The sequence below is a fragment of the Acinetobacter sp. Lyrl_1 genome (assembly GCF_051948795.1).
GTDB lineage: Bacteria > Pseudomonadota > Gammaproteobacteria > Pseudomonadales > Moraxellaceae > Acinetobacter > Acinetobacter towneri.
This window is the reverse complement of record NZ_JAYJLK010000004.1, coordinates 43139-64774: the sequence shown is the minus strand read 5'-3', so window position 1 is coordinate 64774 and position 21636 is coordinate 43139. Positions and strand designations below refer to the sequence as shown.

The window sequence follows — 21636 nt, the reverse complement described above, 5'->3', positions numbered from 1 at the left end:
GGGTCATTGAGGAATATGTGTATTTCATGCTGCAAACTCCTGTGTTGGCTTCACATTGCGGCATAATTTCAGTTCAACCGAATCCACCAATAAATTGTCATCAATAACCATTTGTTCAGCTTGGCTGTAATTAGGCGCTTCAACTTGCCCAGTGATGTAGCCACGGCCGCCTTGTACTTTTGCTTTATAGCTCCAAACATAATTTTTCTTCATGTTCTTACCCTTTTAATGCTTTGCGTAAATACGGATCCAAGTCATCCTGACGTAGTAACCAAGCTTTGTAGTCATTCGGCAGGTCTTCAATGTAAGTACCTTTATGTTTGCCGAATGTGATTATTTTCGGAATACGCGCTGTTTCAGACATCATGTAAAGCGAGTTCATGTCTTTGATGCCCAGCTCGCCAACCAACACCTCAAGCAATACACCAGTGAAGTAAATGTCATATTTCGCGTTATGAGCATTGCGTAAATGCTTACGAGCCTTTTCTTTGTCTTCACTGATTTGGTAATACAAGGCGCCAAGCGTATGACTATCTGATTCAGGCCATAGCATCCGAGCAAGTGCCATAGTACAAATTGCTTTCACTTCAATTTTTGGGTCGCACTTTTTAACTGCTGCAACGTCATAATCAATGTTGTGACCGATCATGTATTTGACTGTGGTAGGCAAGCGGAAAGTTTCATAGCTTGGCTTGCCTGCAATGTCGGATTCCAAAATGTGATGCACTGCCATCGCACCATAAGAGATGCGTTCTGGGCATGAAAAGTATTCATCAAAATTCAATTCATGCCCCACGTGCAAAGCGCCATCTACAAAGTCGCAAGGCGAATACGAAATCTCAATCGGGTATCCATTCATGTCGTGAGTTTCGGTGTCTAAAATTACTGCGTTCATGCAATTGCGGCCTCTTTAAAGTTATTCATGATGTGTGCTTTTACTGCCTGGAAGTCAGCGGTATTGATTGCTAAAAGGCTGTCAATTCCTTGTTCTTCGCAGAACGTCATAACATCAACATTGTTTTGGGAAAGTAAGTCTTGGAGTTCATCGCGCTGTTCATCCGTGATGCCTAAAAACTCTTTTGGCCCAATCCATTTGTTCAATTCTTTGTTGAATGTGCATTCCAGTCGCTTTGCATGGTGCAGTAGAGTTTTGCGCATAACTTCGTAGTAACGATGCTCTTTAACCAAAGAAGCGGTCAGTTCGTTAATATCGCCAGCATGCTTTGCTTCATTGCAACTCTGCTCCCAGTTACCCAAGTCTTGCTGAGCCTTTTGCTCTTCAAGCTGTGCAGGGGTTAGTGTGTTGATATGGCTCTTGGCTTGATTAATTAGGTCAGCCAAAAAGCGCGGGTGCTCTTTCAGATCAGGTACCCAAACCTCGCCCGTTTCACCCCCTAAAGCACCTGAGTTTTTAGCGTGGTGAGTAGGGGATGGCTTAAAGCTAATTACACGTGCACTTTTACCTTCACTGGTAGTGACAGTGGTCAAATAACCCATGATGTCTGCAATGCGATAAAGCATATTTCTGTTTTTACCGCCTAAGTCTGGACGGTAAATAACTTGGTCGCCCGAGTTGTCTTCTGATGCGTGGGCAATGAATACAACGTCTTTACCCGAGCTGACCAAGTTGTTCACATATTGAGTAAAAATGTTGTTGGCCAAACCCTGCGCCTTAAGCTTAAGTGAGCCATCCTTTTGACGGTTTTCACGGTTGCCAAGCAGGTGGGTTTTAATGCTTTCAAGCATTGCGCCCACGGTATCAATCACAACAGTGTTATACGGTGCTAAATCCTGCAGGGTGATATTTGCAACATCAGACCATTGCTGAACAGGAACCACGGCACCACGACGTAGCTCACCAGTACGATGTGCGCCTTTGTCAAAGTCAAAAGATATGGCTTTGTCACCTGTAAAACCCATAGAAGTTTTACCAAGACCAGGATCCGCATAGATGTAGGTAATGATCGCCTGAACAATTAGCGGCTGGTCAGCTGTAATAATCGGTAATGCCATGATTACATTCCTCCCATGCGGCGGCTTCTGCGTCTGTGTTCGCCATATTCTTTGCTAGAAAAGAAGCCTGTATCCTGCAGAATTTGGTTATATTCGCGGTTACGATTCGCCTTGCGAGCCGTTTCCAAAGCACTAAATACCCAATCATTAGCAACTGTTCTAAACACCTTTTTCAAACTACCGTCAGTGTTAACTGCAAATACATCAATGTTTGAAAAGTAGTTTTCAGAGCGCACATTACGTTTCAGCTTTAGTGCATAAAAACGTGTTTTTGTTGTGCCCACACGGTAAATTTCAAAGCTGCCCTCATGTCGTACAAAGGCTGAAAAGTACTGTGTGTCAGCAACTTCAATCGGCATGTTTATTTTCGGAAGATCCTCAACACGGAACTTTAAAAAGCCTGAGTACAAGTCTGAAAAGTTAAGCTGTGACTTTTGGTTTAAAGGAGTCCATTCGCTTGAGCCATCCTCTGACCAATACACGTCCTTGCCATCACCAAGGGCAGTGAACACTTGTTCTGGAGTTGCAAAATTCATGATTCATCTCCCACGGTAACTAAACGGTGTTTTTCGATGTGCGCTTTGATTAGAGCATTCATGTTTCGGTGATCGATGTGATCGGTGAAGTCGTTATAGCGTTTGCCAGTTGCATCAAAGACCTGAACATCATCAAGACTGGTAACATCAACAGCAGTAAATTCAGATCCTGGAACGCCGTAATTGTCTTCAAATGCTTCAACTTCAAAAGTTGTTGTGATGCGGAAACCATCTAAACGAATTACAGCCTGACCTTTGGTGTTGTCAGTCATACGCAGCTGTAATAGCTCGTATTGAGACGGTGCAGTGTTCGCTGTAAAAGCGGGTGTGTAAGTCGTTGGCTTTGGTGTGTAGGTGACAGCCAAAGCGCCCACTGTGGCAACTGCAGCAGCCATAGCTACAATTGGATACTTGAAAGATTGGTTTGTTGTATTCATAATTACCTCGCAGTTTTGGAAAAAGCACACATGATTTGACGGTCGGTGTGCTTTTTTGTTGTTTACGAGATAAATATTAGCATACTAATATTAGTGGTCAATAGTTTTACTTATATTTTTTATAATTTTGCTAATATTTATTTTTCTAAGCAATAAAAAACCCACCGCTGGGGTGGGTTGGATGAGGATTTAATCTTAACTAGCTTTAAGCATTTCAAATATTCTTGCTGCACCTTCTTTCTCTGAATTACAGGTGTAAATACTAATATTTGCTTTCGATGCGACTTCCTCTTTTAGTAACTCAATATTTTCTTTCATTCTAGCCAAAGTCTTAAGTGAAACTTGAAGATTGTCATCTGTTGGCATTTGAATAATTAAGTCAAATTTATCAGACACATTGTGAGAATCAAATATTTGGAGATCCATTAAGTTTGATTTCATTCTAGTTATGGTCTGTGACGTACAGACATTAAATTTTGCAGAGTATCTTGATGTATGAAAACCACAAAGAATTTTTACATCTTTTCTAATGGGAATTTTTATATCGAATGATTTTTCATATGATGGGTCAATTTCTAACACTGCATTTTTTATCCGTTTAGACCAACGATTATCTACTTGCTCATTTTCAATAGAACTATCGTCTTGTTCAAACAGGCTTTTTAAAGCAACCGCTCCAAGGCTTGCAGTCTTATATAGGGCTTGTTTAACTACTCCTTGAATATTTACAGATTGAGATGAATGCCAAGGGCTAATATCAACTCCATCAATGGTTGACTCACCATTATTTTTTAAAATATTTAGTTTAATTAATTTTAAATACCCGTTAAATGACGATGCTTTTGAACCATATAGACTATCGATAACAGTAGGGTGTAGGGCATCAAAAATTTCAATCCTACCATTCACATTCTTAATAACTATGAGTATAGCAATACGTTCCCCACTATTTGGAATTGGCTCAAAATACACAGTTCGCCATTCAGCAAAAAAATCAGGTGCAGAGGGAAATGAAACTTTATTAAACATCATAACCTCCTATTAAGTCCAATTGCTGAGGGTTTTGTGGTGGTTTTATAGCATTTTCAATTAGAACTGCCAACACACTTTGTCTAGCTAGTAAAAAGCTACGCACCCTTTCAAGAATTAAATTATATTCACTAAGTACCGAGTTATCTTTAGCTTTTTTAATAAGCGAGTCACAGTTTGTCGCCCACATTTCTTCACTAATTGATTTTTTTATTTTCGACATTAATTTGTGGATGTATACATCATTCTCTCCCTTATAGTGCTGCACAATATCTGAGATGTTAGCAATTTTACTCATCTCACTGATTGGTTGCCTTGGGTCTTGAGTAGCAGAAAATGCTTTTTCATGATCAATAAATCTAAAGGATTCGCCATCATATAAAATATTACTATTATTTCTATCTGGATTAGCAATAAGCTCATCAAACGCAACAATAGAATGAAGATTAGGGTAATCAAGCAAACATTCTTCGCTTAAATTATGATCACATAAGAATCTTTCAAACGATGGCATTTCATACATTTGAGACCCAAACAAAAAAGTGGGTTCATTCACAACTATCTGAGGGTGGTTGGGTTCAACCAAAACTAGGATTGGCTTTGGGATGGGAATATTAAGCATTAACCCTAATAATGAGCTAATAATCTCGATACATAAACCATCTTTATGATTGCATTTTTTAATATATGCAGGAAATTCTCCTTGATTTGTTGAGACAAACCCAGTCCATAAAGGGTTAGAACCCTTTTTGCTTACTTGCAAATCAATCAAAGCCCTACCATACAATAAGTGGTTATCTAAAAATTCATCCAATACCATACTGCACTCCACCCTCTATAATTTACTACCCGATCTGTTCTAAAGGACTGCGTCGGGTTCGCAATTAATAACCAAGCCGCATATAGCGGCTTAAACTCATCTAAATTTACTGGCTGGAGGTACGTTTGAAATTTTCGTCATTCATACAATATTCAAGGCTATCTCTTAAAATACCTACCATTCTGTAGATGTGCTCTGGTTTTTCTATAAAAATCTGCCCATTATTTTGAATTTCTAGGCCAGCACGCTCAAGTTCAGCTTTACGTGTCTCATCAATAGATACATTAAACTGAATAGTAGGGCGTTTACGATTCACGTCATATCTAAACAACCATCTGTTATTTTTATTTTGATATAAAACAGAATAGTAGCTTTCCGTGTCACGGCCATCTAACTCAATATCTGGGAATAATTCAGTGACAATGCGCAGCAGATCTTGCTCATCCTTTGTTGTGATGATTTTTTCATTGTCGGGATTTACGATAAAGTCGGGTTCTTGTATTACCTGGCTAACTTCAGGCTGATCACCAACTAACTTCTGCTCAACAGGTTGTGCTGTAATAATTGTAGGAGAAGACAAGCCCTTAACAACCGTGTCACTAATCGCTTGCTGTACCGCCTGCTGAACAAAAGGCTGGATGGACTCAAGAAACTTAGTATTTAGTTGACGTTGAATATTAGCCTGTTGTGCGACATAGCGAACAAAGTCGATATCAACTTCATTTATGCTTTTTTTAATCACAGATTTAAATTGCTGTATATATTGATTTTCTTCAGCAAAAAATCTAAGTTTTTCTGCATGAAAATTATCATGCTTAAACTCTGCCAATTGAGTTAAATCTTCAGGATGTGCTTTTGTAAAATCAATAGTTAAGAATGGTTTTTCATCCATAACATTTGTGTTTATTAAATCAGTAAAAAATCTCCATTCACGGCCATTTGTAATAGCGCCAATAGTTACACCAAGACTGCTATTAAAATATCTTGATAGTTGAGGGGCGTGGTTAGTTAAGTTGGCAATATAAGGCTTGGCTTCAATGAACATTACAGGCTGACCGTTGCAATATAATGCATAATCAACACGCTCTGTTGATTTGACTCCTGGGAAATCTGCTGCAAACTCAGCCAGAACTTTCGTTGGATCGTATGGATTAAATCCCAAAATATCCAATAGAGGTAATATAAGAGCTTGCTTTGTAGTTTCCTCTGTTGTGCAGTGCTCACCCACTTTTTTCACATGTTCAATATGATTTTTTAGTCTTTGTACAAAATTATCCATGGCTTCCCCCTTTGGATTAGTAGTCCTGTCTTAATAGACAGGTTATCTTCAATTAATTTTTTATATAGCTAACAATCTTCTTCAACCATCTTTTGACCCAACTTTCCCTCATTGCATAGCTGGATCAATTGCTCATTGGTAAGTACAGGAATGAAGTGTAGATCGCCAATTTCTTCTGAAAGAATTTTCACTTCTTCAGGGTTAAGTGTTAGTGACTCGCTATCAGCTGCAGCATTGTTAATACGTTCAATGATTTGATTCATTATTTGTTTTGGGTGCATAAGTATTCTCTATTTTAAAATTTATCCCGCCCGCCAAAACTGGCGACCTATTACTTTAAAATTCCTTCCATTTTCTTCACTTACAATTCTGTCTGGAAACTTTTCATTCAAGCTATGAAGCACCAAAGAGCCGTCAGCTTCTTTGAATATTTGTTTCAACATGCCTTCGCCAGCCAAATACACAGCGTAAATTTCACCATCAATAATTTCTGTTTGGGCTAAATTGATCCCAACCAAATCACCATCTTTGATGTAATCAGCCATGCTATCGCCTTTGGCTTTAATGATTTTCATTGTCTTATCAGTGACATTCTTATCTTTCATGAATGATGGGGAAAATGGGATTTTTCCGTTAATCGTATCGAAATGGAATTCGATTGACTCACCCACACCGCAGGAAAACACAGCTTCAACAACATCAATCCAGATAAATTCATCTTTATAGTCTTCGGTTGCTACAACTGAATCCACAGTAATGAACGGATCAAACTTTTCTGATTCTTTACCTGTTTGTAGCCAGTAGGCATCAACACCTAAAAACTTGGCTATCGCAGGTAGGAAGGAACTCGAATCCACACGTCCAGTTTCAAGTTGACTATATGCGGATTGAGTTACGCCTATTGCATCAGCAACAGCCTGCTGTGACTTCTTGGCATTTTTTCTTGCAAGTTTAAGTCTGTCTTTAAGCATTACACGCACCTCAATCAATTCTTATAAGAATATTAGCCAACTAATATGAAATCAAATTAGAATACTTATTGAATTAATATTAGAATGCTAATAATATTATGGTGTACTTATATTTATAGGGAACATCATGAATACTCTCTACCAAGAATTAGTTGAACATTTTGGTGGGCAGGAAGCAGCTGGTGATGCGCTTAAGGTAAGCCAGTCAACCATTAGTGGTTACGTGAATGGCCGCTGGAATATGTCAGAAAAGGTTGCTATTCGCGCCGAACGTGAAACCAAGGGCACCTTTAAAGCTGTTGATCTTTGCCCGTCACTTAAAGAATTCGCAGCTCTGGCTGTGTAATGAGGTGAACACATGGGGGTGGACGATATGAATGAAGCACTGGAAGCAGGATTCCTAGAAGGGAAGCTTTGCAATCCTGTGACTGTGAAATTTAACGACAACACAAACCAAGCGATTGAAACCATTTGCAACGCACAAGGCGTAACTGTTGCTGAGTGGTTAAGAGATTTAGCCATAAAGAACCTCGTTGCACGTAAGCGTGAGTTTCATCGTATGGAAAAACTATGGGGGCAGACAAAGGAAACTTCGGCTACCTCGGCAGACAAAGAAAAAGCCTGATGGTCTAGATCAGGCTTTAGTGTCCATTGATTGGAGAATCGAATTGAACAAACAAATACTAACCGAAATAGAAATGAATCGAAAGATTTATTTATTTCAGAAAGCAGTTGAGCGATATGCAGCAGAAAAGACAGTTGCCAATTCTCAAGCTGTAGCACAAGCGAAAATTGAGTTATGCAAATTTGCAATGCAGGTGATGTTATGAGTGTTGATGCGACTCGTTGGGCATGGAGAGCGCCTGTTAAAAACGCCACTCAGCGCCTTATTTTGTTATCACTTGCCGATCGCGCAGGGGAGCATCACACATGCTACCCAAGCAATAAGCGATTAGCTGAAGACACGATGCTTAATCTCAAAACTGTTCAAAAGTCGGTTTGTGAGTTAATTGAATTGGGCTTAATTGCTGATACTGGTGAGCGCAAAGGCAACACAAATCAGATTCGAGTTTTGCAGTTAATTGGTGTTGATTCACGCGAATGTAACGAACCCAAAAACGGTGCAGTTAAACAAACCCAAAAACGGAACAGTACCAAAATTGGGAACGATACCAAAAACGGTATAGGTAACGAACCCAAATTTGGGGTGGGTAACGAACCCAAAAACGGGTTAGGGAATCTACCAATAGAACCTATCAATGAATCTATAAATATTAATACTGAAAAACCAGCGAAATTTAGCTTCGCAAATGAGTTAAAAAAACTTGGTGCTGACAACCAAATGATTAACGACTGGATGCTTGTTCGTAAAAACAAAAAAGCATCGAACAGCGAAACATCATTTAAAAATTTTATGACTCAAGTCGAAAAATCAAAATTACCTCTGAACACAATTCTTGAAATTTGCATTGTTCGAGATTGGAAAGGTTTTAATGCAAGTTGGTTATCAAACATCAATCTTTCTGAATACCAGGGCCAACAAGCAAATGCACCTGAAAACTACACAGCAATTGAGGGGGATTGGTGATGTCTGAAATTTATAACCTTTCGATTGAGCAATGTGTGCTTGCCGCATTGATGACCGTCCAAAACTCGCTTGAGCTCGTAATGGATGATTTATCCGAGGATTGTTTTCATGCAACACGACACAAAGAGATCTACAGCGCCATTGTTGATTTGGCAAATGAAAACAAACCGTATGACGCATTGTTTGTTGAACAACAACTCAACCAGAAAAGATCACTGGCTGGTGAAAGTGCTAAGGATTATTTATTCAAGCTGATGTCCGATTCGCCATCAAGTTTTTATAACCTTGAAAGCTATGTTGCTCAACTCAATAAGCTCAAGTCACATCGTGAAGTCGAGTTAATTGGTCGCAGTATTCAGGAAGTGGCCAAAGACTTAACCGTTACTGATGTGCATAGCGCTGCAGAAAATATTCTTAGTAAAACAAATTCGACTGACCATGCTGAAAAAACAAGCTTTACTTTCGAGGAAGCACTTAAGCGATCTGGTCAACAGCTGATTGAAAAAGCGGAAGCAAAAGCAAAAAAACAATACACGGGTGTTCAATTCAATCTGATTCACCTAGATAACCTTGTGGGCACGATTCAGAAAGGCCATTTTTGTATTGTTGGTGGTAGACCAGGCTCAGGTAAATCTACGTTAGCGCAAATGGTCGCTATTCAAACAGCAATGCGATACCAAGAGGCCGTGCTTGTTGTGTCTGCAGAAATGGATGTTGAGACGTTCACCAACCGCTGCATTTCGGCTTTGGCTAAAATCCCGTATGACAATATTCACAATGCAGAGTTGTATGACGGCATGCTTCAGGAATTCTCTCAGGCGCAGGGGAGTTTTAGCAAGCTGCCAATCCATATTGAAGATAAGCAAAAACCAACTATTGCTGAAATTCATGCCTATGCCCGTAAAGCCAAGCGAAATTATAAAAAACTAGGCTGCATTGTTATTGATTACTTGCAGCTGGTGCGTGACCCAAGCAAAAAAGACCGTTATCAGGAAGTCAGTTCAATCAGTCGTGACCTCAAGGCCATGGCTAAAGAATTTGATTGCCCTGTAATCGCACTTGCACAGCTTAACCGAGAGTCCGAGAAAGGGAAGCGCCCTAAAGCTTCAGATTTAAAAGAATCTGGCCAGATTGAGCAGGATGCAGATCAAATTTTGTTGGTGAATCCAATTGCTGGCGAAGACGAACAGCCGAGCGGCATTACAGAAATCATTGTTGCAAAAAACAGACATGGAAAAAAGGGTGTCGTGCGTGTTGTAGATCGCTTGGATATTTGTCGATTCATGAGCGTTCAGGAGGGTACGGCATGAAAGACCTAAACAAAGTTTTGATGTTTGTATTTGTGGCGATTGGTGCTGCGTTGGTTAAGTGGGGTGGGTAATGGGCAATAAAAACCACGCGGTTATCTTTGAGCGCTACATCCTGATTCTAAAGTGTGTTCGGGAAACGCCTGTATGCACAATAACTTCGGTGCATGAGGAATTTCCAGAGCTGACGAGAAGAACAATTCAGCGAAATATAAACATCTTAAAACATGCAGGATTTATTCGATCTAAGTCGGGGACGTCATGTCATCCAGATCGGATTTTTCTAACTGATAAGGCGAAACAATTATTCGAGGTGAAGGCATGAGTTTTAAGGTTCCTGAAAAGTTTCGTATTACAAAGGGAATGATGGGTAGTGATGCAAGTTTGGGAAACAATGGTGCGTTTTGGGTAAAAACCAAAACACAGGTTTTCACAGTAATTGCTAGCGATCAGATGGGTTGGGAGCATGTGAGCGTTTCTTTACCTACTCGTTGCCCAACATGGTCAGAGATGTGCTTCATCAAATCCTTATTTTGGGATGCTGAAGATTGTGTAATCCAGTACCACCCAAGTGAAAAAGACTATGTAAACAATCACCCAAATTGTTTGCACTTATGGCGTCCAGTAGAGCAATCAATTCCAACTCCACCAAGTTTTATGGTTGGAAAGGTAGGTGTGGCATGAGTTTTAAAGCAGGTGACAAGGTTGTATTTGAAGCTCATTTTTGTGATGAGCACAAAGGTTCAGGTTACGGGGAAATAACCTACTGCACGATGGATAAGAGAGTTTTTGAGATAGATAACTATTATCTGGTTTCTATCGACGAGATTCGTCACGCCACACCAGAAGAAATTGCAGCTGGACACCGCATTGATGCAAACACCGATTATGTGACTGACATTAAAAACCACATCAGCCCAATGACAATTGTGCAGGGGGATTTATGAGCAATAAAGACTTTTTGATTTGTGTGCTGCTTAGCGCATTTTTATTTTTTGCAATTAGGTTCTTTTGGAAGTGGCTCAGTGGTGGATTCAATAACACCGCGGTTATGGAATGGATGAGCCGAGGGTTTAGCTTTGGGATTGGCCTTTGCAGTGCATTGGCTGTTGTGGTGTTGGTTTTGAAGTTGCTGCAAGGGGATTGAGCATGAAAGCGAATGACTTCCAAGAATGGCTGAAAACAACGCCTGAATACCAAACATTAGTTTTCCAACACGGTGAGCGTCTGTTCATTCAACGTGATGGTGAGTTTGAGAATCTGACTGTGCGGTTGGCTTATCGGGTTTGGGGTAAACAACAAGTCAATATTGATCAACTCAACAACATGGAGCAGTGCTATATCCAGCTTAAACAAGAACACAACGAGCTAATCGCATTCAACACTGTGCAGGATCGTATGCAGAAATCTGCTGAAAAAGTTGCTGAGAAATATAAGCGAAAAGTTTCAATGATTGCTGATCTTTTACGTGATTCCGCTGACAAGGATATGACATTGAAAGCCATTCAAACAGTCATAGAACGGGTAGGTGAACATGTGTAAATTCTGTGGCCGCCTAACAGGCGGTTTGGTTTGTGGGTACTGTGGCTGGGTGCCAAGTCCTGTGATGTATGCATTGCGAGGTGATGGTGACTAGCATCTCGCTTGCTGAATACAGAAAACTTTATGGCGGTGGTCGTAAGACTGCCACCAAGCGTAAGAAAAAGGTCAAAGGCGCAAAGGTGGAAAGTGTGGGTGAGGCAGCACTGATCCAACAGCTGAGAGCGTTAAAAATCGAATTTGTGCAGGAATTTAAATTTCACACATCACGAAAATGGCGGGCAGATTTTCATATCAAGAATACGAAGCTGCTGATCGAAGTTGAAGGCGGCATCTGGTCAGGCGGCAGACATACACGGGGTAAAGGCTATTTGGGGGATATGGAAAAATATAACGCAGCAACAATGATGGGTTATCAGGTTTTACGGTTCAGCACAGAGCAAGTGACAAGCGGTTTTGCAATTAAACAGATTGAAGGGTTGGTGAAGGGATGAATGCAATGTTAAAAGCGCAAGTGATGGATTGGTCAAAATATACAATTGAAGAATGGTTGAAACAGTATGGTGCATACATCCAAACATGCCGAATGAAGTCAGGTAATGTTCCAGATAGTTTAGGCATTAATCAGATTTACTGGCTTATCTGCGAGAACAATAAAGACTACGGCAGTCGTAAAAACCAAATCACGTGCAGTATTTCAGATGATGAAGCTGAAGAAATACGAAAGTTGATTATTGATATTCAATTCTCAAATCGGATTTGTCAGTCGGCAAAGGTGGCAGTGAGATTGTTTATTGAGAAGAACGTGCGAGGGTTGTCGCTTGATCAGATGGTGCGTGAATTTGCTTTAAGTCGTAGCTCGATTAACAACATGGTTTATGCAGGAAAGTATTATTTGGCAGGGCATGATAAAAGACTGAAAATTGATTAAATAACTTGCATTTAAATGCGAATATGCTATTTTGTGTTAAGTGGTCAAAGTCATGTATACGCACTTAACCACATGAAAAGCAAATGACGATCAGGAAAGACTGATAGTAAAGGCTCACAGAAATGTGGGCTTTTTTATTAGTGGTTTTTTGCTTCATTTTTTATTCGATTAATGATTTAATTATTTTGTTGTAAGTAAAAAAACAACGATTCCTTGTATCAGCGCAAATGACCAAGGGGAAAAGCCTTACAGAGATGTAGGGCTTTTTTTATGGCGGCTTTCTTTATTCGTAGTGGTTTAAATTGAATGCCGCCAATTAAAGGGTCTACATGATTTGTAGGCCCTTTTTATTTAGAATTCTAAAGGCGTTGTCGGCGCCTTTAAAAACAGCCGAGCCGTGGCGTTGATCTCCAGTCACCACATCATGGGTGGATAACGGTTAGACAGGGTTTTAATTGAAGGGCCCTCATGGCAGTAACCCGATGGCTTGTCGAAAACGGGTATTTTGCGCCATTAGCTCAACTGGATAGAGCATGGGGCTTCTATACCAATGGTTGTAGGTTCGAATCCCGCATGGCGTGCCATATTCCGATGAACGGTATATATTTTGGTTAAATAGTGTCGTACACTCTAGTTAGAACTTTCCTGTAGTTCATAGTTTTATCCCGCATTTCCCCAAATGCGGGTTTTTTTATGCATGGAGAAAAGCATGCTCCAGTTTTTAAAACGATTGTTTTGTATTCACGATTACGACTACGAGTCGGATATTTTTATTCAAGTTGAATGTCGCAAGTGCGGTAAAACAAAGTAACCCTCGCCACAACTCCAGTGGCACTTTTGCCGAACGGATTACGGCACATAAACCCTGCTCAATATGCATTATTGGCGGGGTTTTTCTTTTCTTATTGGTGATCACATGACAGACAAAGTACAGGCGAAACAAGACTTAGAATTTTGCAGTGCTGAGCTGTCTAAGTATCAAAATCTCAGTAGATCGGGATTGACGCGGGCAGAGATGCTAGCGATAGACGGCATCATGCGCCGCTTAAAAGATCGTATTAGAAACTTACGGAATGTATTGCTGTGAAACGACCAATGCCGCCTCAAAGCCTTCTTGATCTTGACCCTGAAGAACCAGTGGGGTTTGAGCCTGCACACGAATTAAAAGAATGGATTTTAAAAACATTCATTGATGAGGATGGTGAGCTACACAATCCTGATCACATGCATATATCGCCGTGGGATGATGATTTATTCATGGTGCTATGGGCATCAAGTGGATTTAAAAAGTCTGAAAAAATTGTTCTGGGTCAGACTGAAAAGTTTGCGCCGATGGCGGGCGGCTGGCGGAAGATGCGTCAAGAAAAACAGATGATTGATTGGTTTGGTTGTGTACCGAATTTCATCATCACGATTGATGCATGGTTTGCACACAATGCCAGTGATACTGATTTTTGCGCATTAATCGAACATGAGCTGTATCACGTGGGTGCTAAAAAAGATGAAGATGGTAACTACCAAATCAGCCCGTCTACAGGCGAGTATAAATATTATTTGCGACCGCATGATGTAGAAGAATTTCACGGTGTCGTTCAGCGTTACGGTGCATCACCAGACGTTCAAAAAATGGTGGAGCTTGCAAATGATGGTCCAACAATCGGCAAAGCAAAAATTGCTCATGCATGTGGTGCGTGTTTATTGAAGTTGGCTTAAATTTTTTTGCCTGTTTTGCTAGACGTAGCTAGACAAAGGGGTGTTTATGGCAGCATTAAAAGAGCCTGTAAAAATATTTATAGTTCAAGCTCTTGCATGCCGTGATACCCCTCAAGAGGTGGCAGATCAGGTCTTGCAAGAATTTGGTGTAAAGATTGATAGAAAGCAATGCCAACTTTACGATCCAACCAAAGCGGCTGGTAAAAATCTAAGTAAGAAATTCGTCGAGCTGTTTCATAAAACCCGCGCCGATTTTGATGCTGGTTTAATTGATATCCCGATTGCAAACAAGCATTACCGCTTAAAGCAGTATCAGAAGCAATTAGAGCGCAATGCAAAGAACACAGTGATGTCACTCAAGATTCTTGAACAGGCTGCTAAAGACTGCGGTGGGCAGTTTACAAATAAACAAGAAATCACAGGCGCAGGTGGTGGACCGATAGAAACCATCAGCCAGAACGTATCAACTGAAAGCTACCTAAAAGCTAGGGAGCGGGTTTTAGATGAATACTGATCCAGCACGTGAGTTGGCGATACAGGTTGAAGCTCAAGAGGATTTGTATTTTTTCTCACGCTATATGTTCAAAGAGCGCAGGAAATACAAGTGGCTACATAACTGGCACCATCGGGTAATCTGCGATGCATTGATGAAAGTATACCGTGGCGAGACTAAGCGTTTAATTATCAATATCCCACCACGCTACTCTAAAACTGAATTGGCTGTAATTAATTTCATGGCATGGTGTTTTGGCAAAGCGCCTGACAGTGAGTTTATTCATGTCAGCTACTCAGCCACACTTGCAGCAAACAACGCATTTCAGACACGTAACTTGGTGCAAGAAGAAGCATACAAGCGTGTATTCCCTGATTTTGAACTGCGGGATGACAGCAAGGCAAAGGATGATTGGCGTACAGCAAAGGGCGGAGTCTGCTACTCACAAGGTACAGGTGGTACCATCACAGGTTTCGGTGCAGGCAAATTCCGAGATTCATTTGGCGGTGCAATCATTATTGATGACCCACACAAAGCCAGTGAAGCACGCTCAGACACTATCCGAAAGGGCGTCATTGAATGGTTTCAGAATACGCTTGAATCCCGCACAAACTCGCCTGATACGCCAATCATTGTCATTATGCAGCGCTTGCATGAGGAAGATTTGGCAGGTTGGCTACTCGGTGGTGGTAACGGTGAGGAGTGGGAGCATTTATGCTTATCTGCTATTCAGCCTGATGGTTCTGCTTTGTGGCCTGAGAAACACAATATTGAAGCGCTTGAAAGAATGGAGTTGGCAGCGCCGTATGTATTTGCGGGGCAATATCGCCAAATGCCATCACCGCCTGCGGGTGGTTTTTTTAAGCCTGACAATATTGAAATTGTGGATGCACTGCCTGCCGATATTACCCACCAAGTGCGTGCATGGGATTTAGCATCTTCTGAAAATGAAGGGGATTACACAGCGGGTGTGCGTGAGGCCAAAAGCCGAGATGGTTGTATCTATATCGTAGATGTACAGCATGCACAGCTAGGTCCCGACGGGGTTGAAAAGCGTATCAAACAAACTGCCGAGATGGATGGTAAATCAGTTGCTATTCGATTACCGCAGGATCCAGGTCAGGCGGGTAAAGCTCAAGCGAAGAACTTTATTACCAAACTATCTGGTTTTAATGTCAAAGCCGAAACAGTTTCAGGTGACAAGATTACACGGGCTCAGCCATTTGCGGCTCAGGTTAACGTAGGTAACGTGAAAATGCTTCGTGGTGACTGGAACAAGGCATTCATTGAGGAATTACGAAACTTTCCGAATGGCAAGCATGATGACCAGGTGGATGCTGGTAGTGATGCCTTTAACGAGCTAAATGAAGCTAGAACTCCAAAAAAACCTGCAGGGGCAGGATCTCGAACTTATTAAGGTGCTTACATGGCAAAGTCTAAAGAGGGCAAAGCGTCAAAAAAGGCTTTGTCTTATGGGAACTTATACACTCAAGAAGCAGTCACACAGTTTTTATCTAATTTTGGCAAGCAGCCTGATATTGATGAGGTGCTTCGCAAAGCGGGTATTGCTCGGCATAAATTGCGTGTTTTGCTTGATGATGACGAGATTGCACAAGCAATAGAAACACGTGTTGATGCTTTACTGGCAACGCCGTTACGAATTGAGCCAAGCGATACAGCAGAGGCAGAAAACTTAAATGCTATTTTAAAAGAATGGTTTTTTGAGATTGCGACTGGCGCCATGAGTGGCTTGTTTTTTGGTTATTCAGTTCAAGAGGCTGTGTATGAGCTAAAACCTGAAGGTTATATTGGGCTGCAATGGATTGGCGAAAAGCCGATGGAATGGTTTGAACCAAAGAATGATGGGCGCTTAATCTATCGACCAGATGGCACAGGCGTGGAGAGTGAAGTTGATCAGGTATTTAAGTTTTTCTTAACTCGACGCAAAGCTACATATCAACAGCCATACGGTAAAGCATTATTAGCAACGTTGTATTGGCTGTTTTTCTTTAAGCAGAATGGCTTTAAGTTTTGGGCAAAATTCTTAGAGCGTTTTGGTACGCCAATTTTACTCGGTAAGTGTAAAGACACTGAAACCGAGGATATGAGTCGTGCTTTGCTCGATGCGCATGCTCAAAGTGTATTGTCGATTGATGCCGAAGATGATGTTCAGGTTTTGTCTACATCGGGCACCAGTGGCACAGCAGGTGCAGCATTTGAATCATTTAACAATCAATTGATTCGTCAGATTCAAAAAGTTGTACTAGGGCAGACGCTCACAAGTGGCACAGATGGTGTGGGCAGCCGTGCATTAGGTCAGGTGCATGATAACGTCCGAATGGACAAGTTAAAGTCTGATATTCGCTTAGTTACACCGACATTACAGGCTGTGGTTAATGCTTTGTGTAGCTTAAATGGTTGGGGCGAGTATAAGGTGATGCTTGGTGAAAAACCTAAGCCACTAAACAAAGACCAAGCCGAGCGTGATGTGCATTTAAAAAATGCGGGTGCTAATTTTTCTAAAGACTATTTCATTCGTGAATATGGTTTGCAAGAAGGCGATTTGATGGAGCAAGCACAAAGCAACTTCAGCCAGTTTAGCGCCGTACCAAAGCAAGCATTCAGTTTTAAGGCATCAGCAAGCAAGCTATCCGATGCACAGCAAGAAGTTGAAGAACTGACAGATGGGCAGGATGATTTAACGCTGCTAAATGATGCTGAGATTAGACAGTTAGCAAGCACATCGGAAACTCCAGAGGCGTTGGCGTTCAATCTTATGCAGCTTATCCCAAAAGCCACTAAAACCGAGTTTACAGCCAAGTTAGATCAGGCTTTGTATGCTGCGGATATTTTGGGATACATGGCTGCGAGTAAAGGGGAATAGCATTGCAACCAGTCACATTCCTTGAAGCACTACGATATGCACAGCAACGAAAGATTGTATTGTCTGATGAGTTCTATTCACTGGATTTAAAAACTCGGCAGATGGCAACTACGGTTAGCTTTTTGTCGAGTCTTGAGCAGATTGAAACGGTCATTAAGGCAGTGAATAAATCCATTGCTGACGGTGGTACCTTTAAGGACTTTCAAAAGTTGGTTGAAAAAGAAGGTATCGAGTTACCTAAGCATTATCTGGACAACGTATTTCGTACCAATATCCAAAATGCTTACGGTCATGGGAGATGGATCCAGCAAAACCGAAATAAGGCTAAACGTCCTTACTTGATGTACTCGGCTATCAATGATAGTCGGGTGCGTCCAAGCCACTTGGCTTTAGACAAGATCGTTTTGCCGTTTGAGCATCCATTTTGGCTGACACATTATCCACCATTGGGCTTTCGTTGCCGCTGCACCGTAATCGCCTTAACCGAAAAGCAGGCCTTGAAATATGGCATCACACCAGATGACAAACTGCCTGATGTCGCTGAGGCTTTGGACTGGTCTTCGCATCCTTTGCAGTTTGGTGAACTTGAATCACTGGTCGATAAAAAGATTGCTGATTCATCACTGGATAAAGAATTCTTGCTTGAGCAAAAGCAAGTCATCCAAGCGGAATGGACTGCATCTAAAAAGCTGACAAGCCTGTTTGCACCAATGGATGATAAGACTCGGGATCTATTCAATACAATTGCAGATACGGTGATTCCACTTGATCCACAAATACGTCCAACTGCAATACGGACTTTTCTTGATTATGTGCAAGGCAATGACACTGCATTGACCACGTATCTAAATGCGTCTGCGACTTCACTGGCTGATGATGCGTTAAAGCGGTGGCTAAGTGCTGACATGGCTGCAATTCAAGCTGTGGCAAGTAATACAGCTTCAACTGTGGTGGGTACTGCGACTATTCAGCAAGTGGCAGGGTATCAGCTTGGGCAAACAGTGCAATTTAATGCGCCGTTGCTGATGGCTGAGTCTGCAGGTGATGTTGTAATTCAGATTGAGAATGCTAAAGGCCTAGGCATTGATTTAAGCAAGTTAAATGCAGGGCAAGGGGTTTTGATTCCATTTGGCTTGTCGTTTGAGGTGGTTTCGATTGAAACAAGTCAAGGCAAATTGATTTACACATTAAAAGCATTGGTGAATTAAATGACAGTAACAGTACAACTAACAAGTACACCTATCCAAGTATCTGATGGGTCAAAAGCGGTACACGTAACAGTTAATAAAGGCTCAAAGCCTTTTTATGCTATTAGCGCAACTATGCCGAACAAGAGTGCATACCATGTGCTTGAGGAATCGGTAATGAATATTGGCGAGGGGTTTAGCGTTTGGATGTGGGATGCTAATTCGTATCCAATCGAGATTACATATTCTGAGGCAACCTAATGATCAAAACACCGCTAAGCACCGTCATTGGCGGTGCATTTTGGACACCTGGAGCCACGATTCTCAGCAGCACATCAAAATCAAAGACATTTGACCAAATCATCGAAAGCCTATTTGCAAACAATGAGCAAGGTTTTGTCTACGACCCGAATGATCTATCTACGATGTTTCAGGATGCTGCGGGGACTGTGCCTGCAACTGGTGCTGGTCAGCCTGTTGGATTGATACTGGATAAAAGTAAGAGTCTTGTTTTAGGTGCTGAATTAATTAGCGATGTTAATTTTGATAACGCAGCAAATTGGATTTTACAACCAAACGGGACACCGACTATAACTATAGCGAATGGCATCATGTCATTTAATACGATAACAAATGATCGTGCTCTGTTACCGAATGCAAATATTGTCGCTAACAAGTATTACACAATAACAATTGAGGTGTCATCTTACGTGCGAGGCGACCCGTTCATATTTATTGGTGGGAGAGTAGTATTCATTCCAAAAAGTGTTGGTAGGCATACTTTGGGGGTATTTACAGCTCTTAGTTCAAGTGATATAGGGATTTTTTCAGGTAGGTTGGACAATGGTGGAGGTTGGTCAGCAACAAGTGTTTCGATCAAAGAAATAGCAGGCAACCACGCATCCCAAACCACATCATCAATGCGCCCATTGTTAGTTGCATCACCACAGCACTTAGATTACGACACTGTAGACGACAAACTCATAACTACACTACCTGCACAATTAACAGGCTGCACTGTAGTTCGAGCAGTCCCGAATGTGGGTACTCAAATTCTGACAGGTCAGACAATCCCGACACCGTACAATGGCAATACAAACCATTGCGGATTGCTTGTGATTAACAGGGCTTTGACTGCTACAGAAACAAGTCAGATTACAAATCTATTCAATAAAGCAGCAGGGGTGTGAAATGTTTAACTTATCCGTAGTAAACATCATCCCCGATGCTCACAAAGACGCTATCAATCAGATCGCAGAGCTTTACGGATGTGGTGAAAACAACGTATCTGTAAAGTTAATTGACAGTAGCGGTGAGATTTATTGGGGCTGTCATTCATGGTGGAAGCCTGAGCATTACGCAATATTTAGCGATGATGAATTAAGAGCGCAAGTAGTCCCTGCTGAGTTAGCACCTGCGCTTGAGCATTTGTATGAACGCCTAATGCTTGACGGTGATGCTCAAGAGAATTGGCAGGCTGCATTAGCTTTAAATGGGCTTTCTGAAGTTCGGGAAGAAACTGAATAAACTAAATCAAACATGACCGTCCGAAAGGGCGGTTTTTTATTGGAGCATGAAAATGCCGGTAGAGGAAACACAGGACAAATATTGCTTTCGGCTTGGTGATCTGAACGTCAATCAAGCCGAAGACGGCAAGAAAAAACGCACATTCACAGGCGTGGCATATAGCGGTGAAGTGATTACAGACCACTGGTATTGGGATCGAGCCATTTTTGATTTGGATTCTATGAAGATTAAAGGTCGTATTCCCGCCTTACTTGATCATTCACCACGTCAGCGTGCAGGTGTCATCAATGAACACAGCATTAACCACCAACAAGGTTTAGTCGTTTCAGGTGACTTAATGAGTAACGAGTTCGGTACCGAAGTTGCTCAGGATTCTGACGATGGTTTTCCGTGGCAAATGTCAGTACGCATTGAGCCTTCATCAGTAGAAGAAATTCAAGCTGATGCATCTGTCACGGTCAATGGAAAAGTTCACCAAGGACCTATCACGGTATTTCGTGGTGGTCGTATTCGTGAAGTGTCTTTCTGTGCTTTGGGTGCAGATGACAACACAAACGCCGTGGCAGCCAGCCATAACCCAACACAATCTAGCAAAGAGGACACAGACGTGGACTTAGAACAAGCGAAAGCGAAAATCCAAGAGCAGGAAAAAACCATTTCTGGTTTGCAGGATCAACTTAATAAGTTTGCTGCAGATAAACGTAATTCAGCCATTGATGCTTTGGCCAAAGATTTGGGCAAGGAATTTACTGCTGAAGAAAAAACCAAGTTTGCGGCTATGCCTGATGATGCATTTGATTTGATGGCAGCAACACTTAAGCAATTTGCAGCATCGACTCAACAACAACCACCTGCAGGTCAGCAGCAACAAGCACCATTAGCAAATCCAGCATTTGCTCACTTGTTCACTCATCAAGCAAACGCTCAAAGTGGCACGCAACCATCGGGCAATCAAGAGCATCAATTATCTGCAGGTGCTAAAGCATTTGCGGCACAGCAAAAGGGGAAGTAATCCATGACTACTGTTTCAGCTACACATGAATCACGTCCATTTAATTTGGATGTGGGTAAAACACGCCGTGTTAATGCAAAAGTCACAACTGCTACTGCATACAAAGAGGGCGATCTATTGGCGCTTTCTGCGGCAAACGTACTCACCCAAGCGGCAGATGAGTCGAATTGGGACGTTATTTGCGGTGCAACACTAACAGCTGCACAAGCCACTGCAGCAGCTGCAAACGGCACAGAAATCCCTGTTTATAACGGTGGTGTGTTTAATATTGAGGCTGTATCCATTGCTGGCACAGCACTCGCAACAAGCAAATACGATGCAGCACGGGCTAAAGCATCTAAAAACAACATTGAATTATCAAAGGTGTAAA

At 41.6% G+C, this 21636-nt stretch carries 31 protein-coding genes; 21 read left to right on the top strand and 10 right to left on the bottom strand.

Annotated elements, in window-relative coordinates:
- Positions 1 to 24: 24 nt before the first annotated feature.
- The 10 genes from VF675_RS02975 to VF675_RS02930 form a co-directional block, all read right to left on the bottom strand.
- Positions 25 to 213, bottom strand: coding sequence for a hypothetical protein (locus tag VF675_RS02975; protein WP_180062121.1), 189 nt, complete (start codon positions 211 to 213; stop codon positions 25 to 27).
- A gap of 4 nt (positions 214 to 217) precedes the next feature.
- Positions 218 to 895, bottom strand: a complete 678-nt coding sequence (locus VF675_RS02970) for a 3'-5' exonuclease (RefSeq protein ID WP_440204749.1) — start codon at positions 893 to 895, stop codon at positions 218 to 220.
- Positions 892 to 2013, bottom strand: coding sequence for an ATP-binding protein (locus VF675_RS02965; RefSeq protein ID WP_440204748.1), 1122 nt, complete (start codon positions 2011 to 2013; stop codon positions 892 to 894). The genes VF675_RS02970 and VF675_RS02965 overlap by 4 nt, the downstream gene beginning before the upstream one ends.
- A gap of 2 nt (positions 2014 to 2015) precedes the next feature.
- Complete coding sequence (locus VF675_RS02960; RefSeq protein WP_440204747.1) at positions 2016 to 2549, bottom strand: hypothetical protein; 534 nt, start codon at positions 2547 to 2549, stop codon at positions 2016 to 2018.
- On the bottom strand, positions 2546 to 2986 hold the full coding sequence (locus VF675_RS02955; RefSeq protein WP_440204746.1) for a hypothetical protein: 441 nt from the start codon (positions 2984 to 2986) through the stop codon (positions 2546 to 2548). Before VF675_RS02955 ends, VF675_RS02960 begins: the two co-directional genes overlap by 4 nt.
- A gap of 195 nt (positions 2987 to 3181) precedes the next feature.
- Positions 3182 to 4015, bottom strand: coding sequence for a hypothetical protein (locus VF675_RS02950; protein WP_440204745.1), 834 nt, complete (start codon positions 4013 to 4015; stop codon positions 3182 to 3184).
- Positions 4008 to 4835: a HipA family kinase gene (locus tag VF675_RS02945; RefSeq protein WP_440204744.1), complete on the bottom strand. Its 828-nt coding sequence runs from the start codon at positions 4833 to 4835 to the stop codon at positions 4008 to 4010. Before VF675_RS02945 ends, VF675_RS02950 begins: the two co-directional genes overlap by 8 nt.
- A 106-nt stretch (positions 4836 to 4941) precedes the next feature.
- Positions 4942 to 6114, bottom strand: coding sequence for a type I restriction endonuclease (locus VF675_RS02940; protein ID WP_440204743.1), 1173 nt, complete (start codon positions 6112 to 6114; stop codon positions 4942 to 4944).
- A 68-nt stretch (positions 6115 to 6182) separates the two neighbouring features.
- Positions 6183 to 6395 (bottom strand): hypothetical protein, encoded by a 213-nt coding sequence (locus VF675_RS02935; RefSeq protein WP_440204742.1) that lies wholly within the window; start codon positions 6393 to 6395, stop codon positions 6183 to 6185.
- Between the two features lie 21 nt (positions 6396 to 6416).
- On the bottom strand, positions 6417 to 7085 hold the full coding sequence (locus VF675_RS02930) for an XRE family transcriptional regulator (protein WP_440204741.1): 669 nt from the start codon (positions 7083 to 7085) through the stop codon (positions 6417 to 6419).
- 127 nt (positions 7086 to 7212) lie between these two features.
- Here VF675_RS02930 and VF675_RS02925 point away from each other — a divergent pair, with 127 nt between their 5' ends.
- The 21 genes from VF675_RS02925 to VF675_RS02825 all read left to right on the top strand — a co-directional run bounded on the left by VF675_RS02925 (position 7213) and on the right by VF675_RS02825 (position 21635).
- The gene (locus tag VF675_RS02925; RefSeq protein WP_180062112.1) at positions 7213 to 7431 is read left to right on the top strand and encodes a hypothetical protein; all 219 of its coding nucleotides are present in this window, start codon (positions 7213 to 7215) and stop codon (positions 7429 to 7431) included.
- 12 nt (positions 7432 to 7443) lie between these two features.
- Positions 7444 to 7710, top strand: a complete 267-nt coding sequence (locus VF675_RS02920; RefSeq protein ID WP_180062111.1) for a hypothetical protein — start codon at positions 7444 to 7446, stop codon at positions 7708 to 7710.
- A gap of 43 nt (positions 7711 to 7753) precedes the next feature.
- Positions 7754 to 7915 carry a hypothetical protein gene (locus tag VF675_RS02915; protein WP_165492556.1) on the top strand — a complete coding sequence of 54 codons (162 nt, stop codon included), beginning with the start codon at positions 7754 to 7756 and terminating at the stop codon, positions 7913 to 7915.
- A complete protein-coding gene (locus VF675_RS02910) occupies positions 7912 to 8673 on the top strand; it encodes a helix-turn-helix domain-containing protein (protein WP_440204740.1) in 762 nt (253 codons plus the stop codon). The genes VF675_RS02915 and VF675_RS02910 overlap by 4 nt, the downstream gene beginning before the upstream one ends.
- Positions 8673 to 9983, top strand: a complete 1311-nt coding sequence (locus VF675_RS02905; protein WP_440204739.1) for a replicative DNA helicase — start codon at positions 8673 to 8675, stop codon at positions 9981 to 9983. The genes VF675_RS02910 and VF675_RS02905 overlap by 1 nt, the downstream gene beginning before the upstream one ends.
- 318 nt (positions 9984 to 10301) lie before the next feature.
- Positions 10302 to 10664, top strand: a complete 363-nt coding sequence (locus VF675_RS02900) for a DUF7694 domain-containing protein (RefSeq protein WP_440204738.1) — start codon at positions 10302 to 10304, stop codon at positions 10662 to 10664.
- Positions 10661 to 10927, top strand: coding sequence for a hypothetical protein (locus VF675_RS02895; protein WP_440204737.1), 267 nt, complete (start codon positions 10661 to 10663; stop codon positions 10925 to 10927). The genes VF675_RS02900 and VF675_RS02895 overlap by 4 nt, the downstream gene beginning before the upstream one ends.
- Positions 10924 to 11127 (top strand): hypothetical protein, encoded by a 204-nt coding sequence (locus VF675_RS02890; protein ID WP_242769316.1) that lies wholly within the window; start codon positions 10924 to 10926, stop codon positions 11125 to 11127. The genes VF675_RS02895 and VF675_RS02890 overlap by 4 nt, the downstream gene beginning before the upstream one ends.
- A gap of 2 nt (positions 11128 to 11129) precedes the next feature.
- Positions 11130 to 11522, top strand: coding sequence for a hypothetical protein (locus tag VF675_RS02885; RefSeq protein ID WP_242769315.1), 393 nt, complete (start codon positions 11130 to 11132; stop codon positions 11520 to 11522).
- Between the two features lie 86 nt (positions 11523 to 11608).
- Positions 11609 to 12013, top strand: coding sequence for a DUF559 domain-containing protein (locus tag VF675_RS02880; RefSeq protein WP_440204762.1), 405 nt, complete (start codon positions 11609 to 11611; stop codon positions 12011 to 12013).
- Positions 12010 to 12450 (top strand): hypothetical protein, encoded by a 441-nt coding sequence (locus VF675_RS02875; RefSeq protein WP_440204736.1) that lies wholly within the window; start codon positions 12010 to 12012, stop codon positions 12448 to 12450. The genes VF675_RS02880 and VF675_RS02875 overlap by 4 nt, the downstream gene beginning before the upstream one ends.
- A 1095-nt stretch (positions 12451 to 13545) precedes the next feature.
- Positions 13546 to 14163 carry a putative metallopeptidase gene (locus VF675_RS02870; RefSeq protein ID WP_440204735.1) on the top strand — a complete coding sequence of 206 codons (618 nt, stop codon included), beginning with the start codon at positions 13546 to 13548 and terminating at the stop codon, positions 14161 to 14163.
- A gap of 46 nt (positions 14164 to 14209) precedes the next feature.
- The gene (locus tag VF675_RS02865; protein ID WP_440204734.1) at positions 14210 to 14677 is read left to right on the top strand and encodes a DUF2280 domain-containing protein; all 468 of its coding nucleotides are present in this window, start codon (positions 14210 to 14212) and stop codon (positions 14675 to 14677) included.
- The gene (terL, locus tag VF675_RS02860; protein WP_440204733.1) at positions 14667 to 16073 is read left to right on the top strand and encodes a phage terminase large subunit; all 1407 of its coding nucleotides are present in this window, start codon (positions 14667 to 14669) and stop codon (positions 16071 to 16073) included. The genes VF675_RS02865 and terL overlap by 11 nt, the downstream gene beginning before the upstream one ends.
- A gap of 9 nt (positions 16074 to 16082) precedes the next feature.
- A complete protein-coding gene (locus VF675_RS02855; protein WP_440204732.1) occupies positions 16083 to 17540 on the top strand; it encodes a phage portal protein family protein in 1458 nt (485 codons plus the stop codon).
- Between the two features lie 2 nt (positions 17541 to 17542).
- A complete protein-coding gene (locus VF675_RS02850; protein WP_440204731.1) occupies positions 17543 to 18748 on the top strand; it encodes a phage head morphogenesis protein in 1206 nt (401 codons plus the stop codon).
- Positions 18749 to 18988, top strand: coding sequence for a hypothetical protein (locus VF675_RS02845; protein WP_440204730.1), 240 nt, complete (start codon positions 18749 to 18751; stop codon positions 18986 to 18988).
- A complete protein-coding gene (locus tag VF675_RS02840) occupies positions 18988 to 19917 on the top strand; it encodes a hypothetical protein (protein WP_440204729.1) in 930 nt (309 codons plus the stop codon). The genes VF675_RS02845 and VF675_RS02840 overlap by 1 nt, the downstream gene beginning before the upstream one ends.
- Position 19918: 1 nt before the next feature.
- Entirely contained in the window at positions 19919 to 20254 is a 336-nt protein-coding gene (locus VF675_RS02835) for a hypothetical protein (RefSeq protein WP_440204728.1), read from the top strand.
- Positions 20255 to 20306: 52 nt separating this feature from the next.
- The gene (locus VF675_RS02830; protein WP_440204727.1) at positions 20307 to 21266 is read left to right on the top strand and encodes a hypothetical protein; all 960 of its coding nucleotides are present in this window, start codon (positions 20307 to 20309) and stop codon (positions 21264 to 21266) included.
- Between the two features lie 3 nt (positions 21267 to 21269).
- On the top strand, positions 21270 to 21635 hold the full coding sequence (locus VF675_RS02825) for a hypothetical protein (protein ID WP_225543385.1): 366 nt from the start codon (positions 21270 to 21272) through the stop codon (positions 21633 to 21635).
- Position 21636 lies beyond the last annotated feature (1 nt).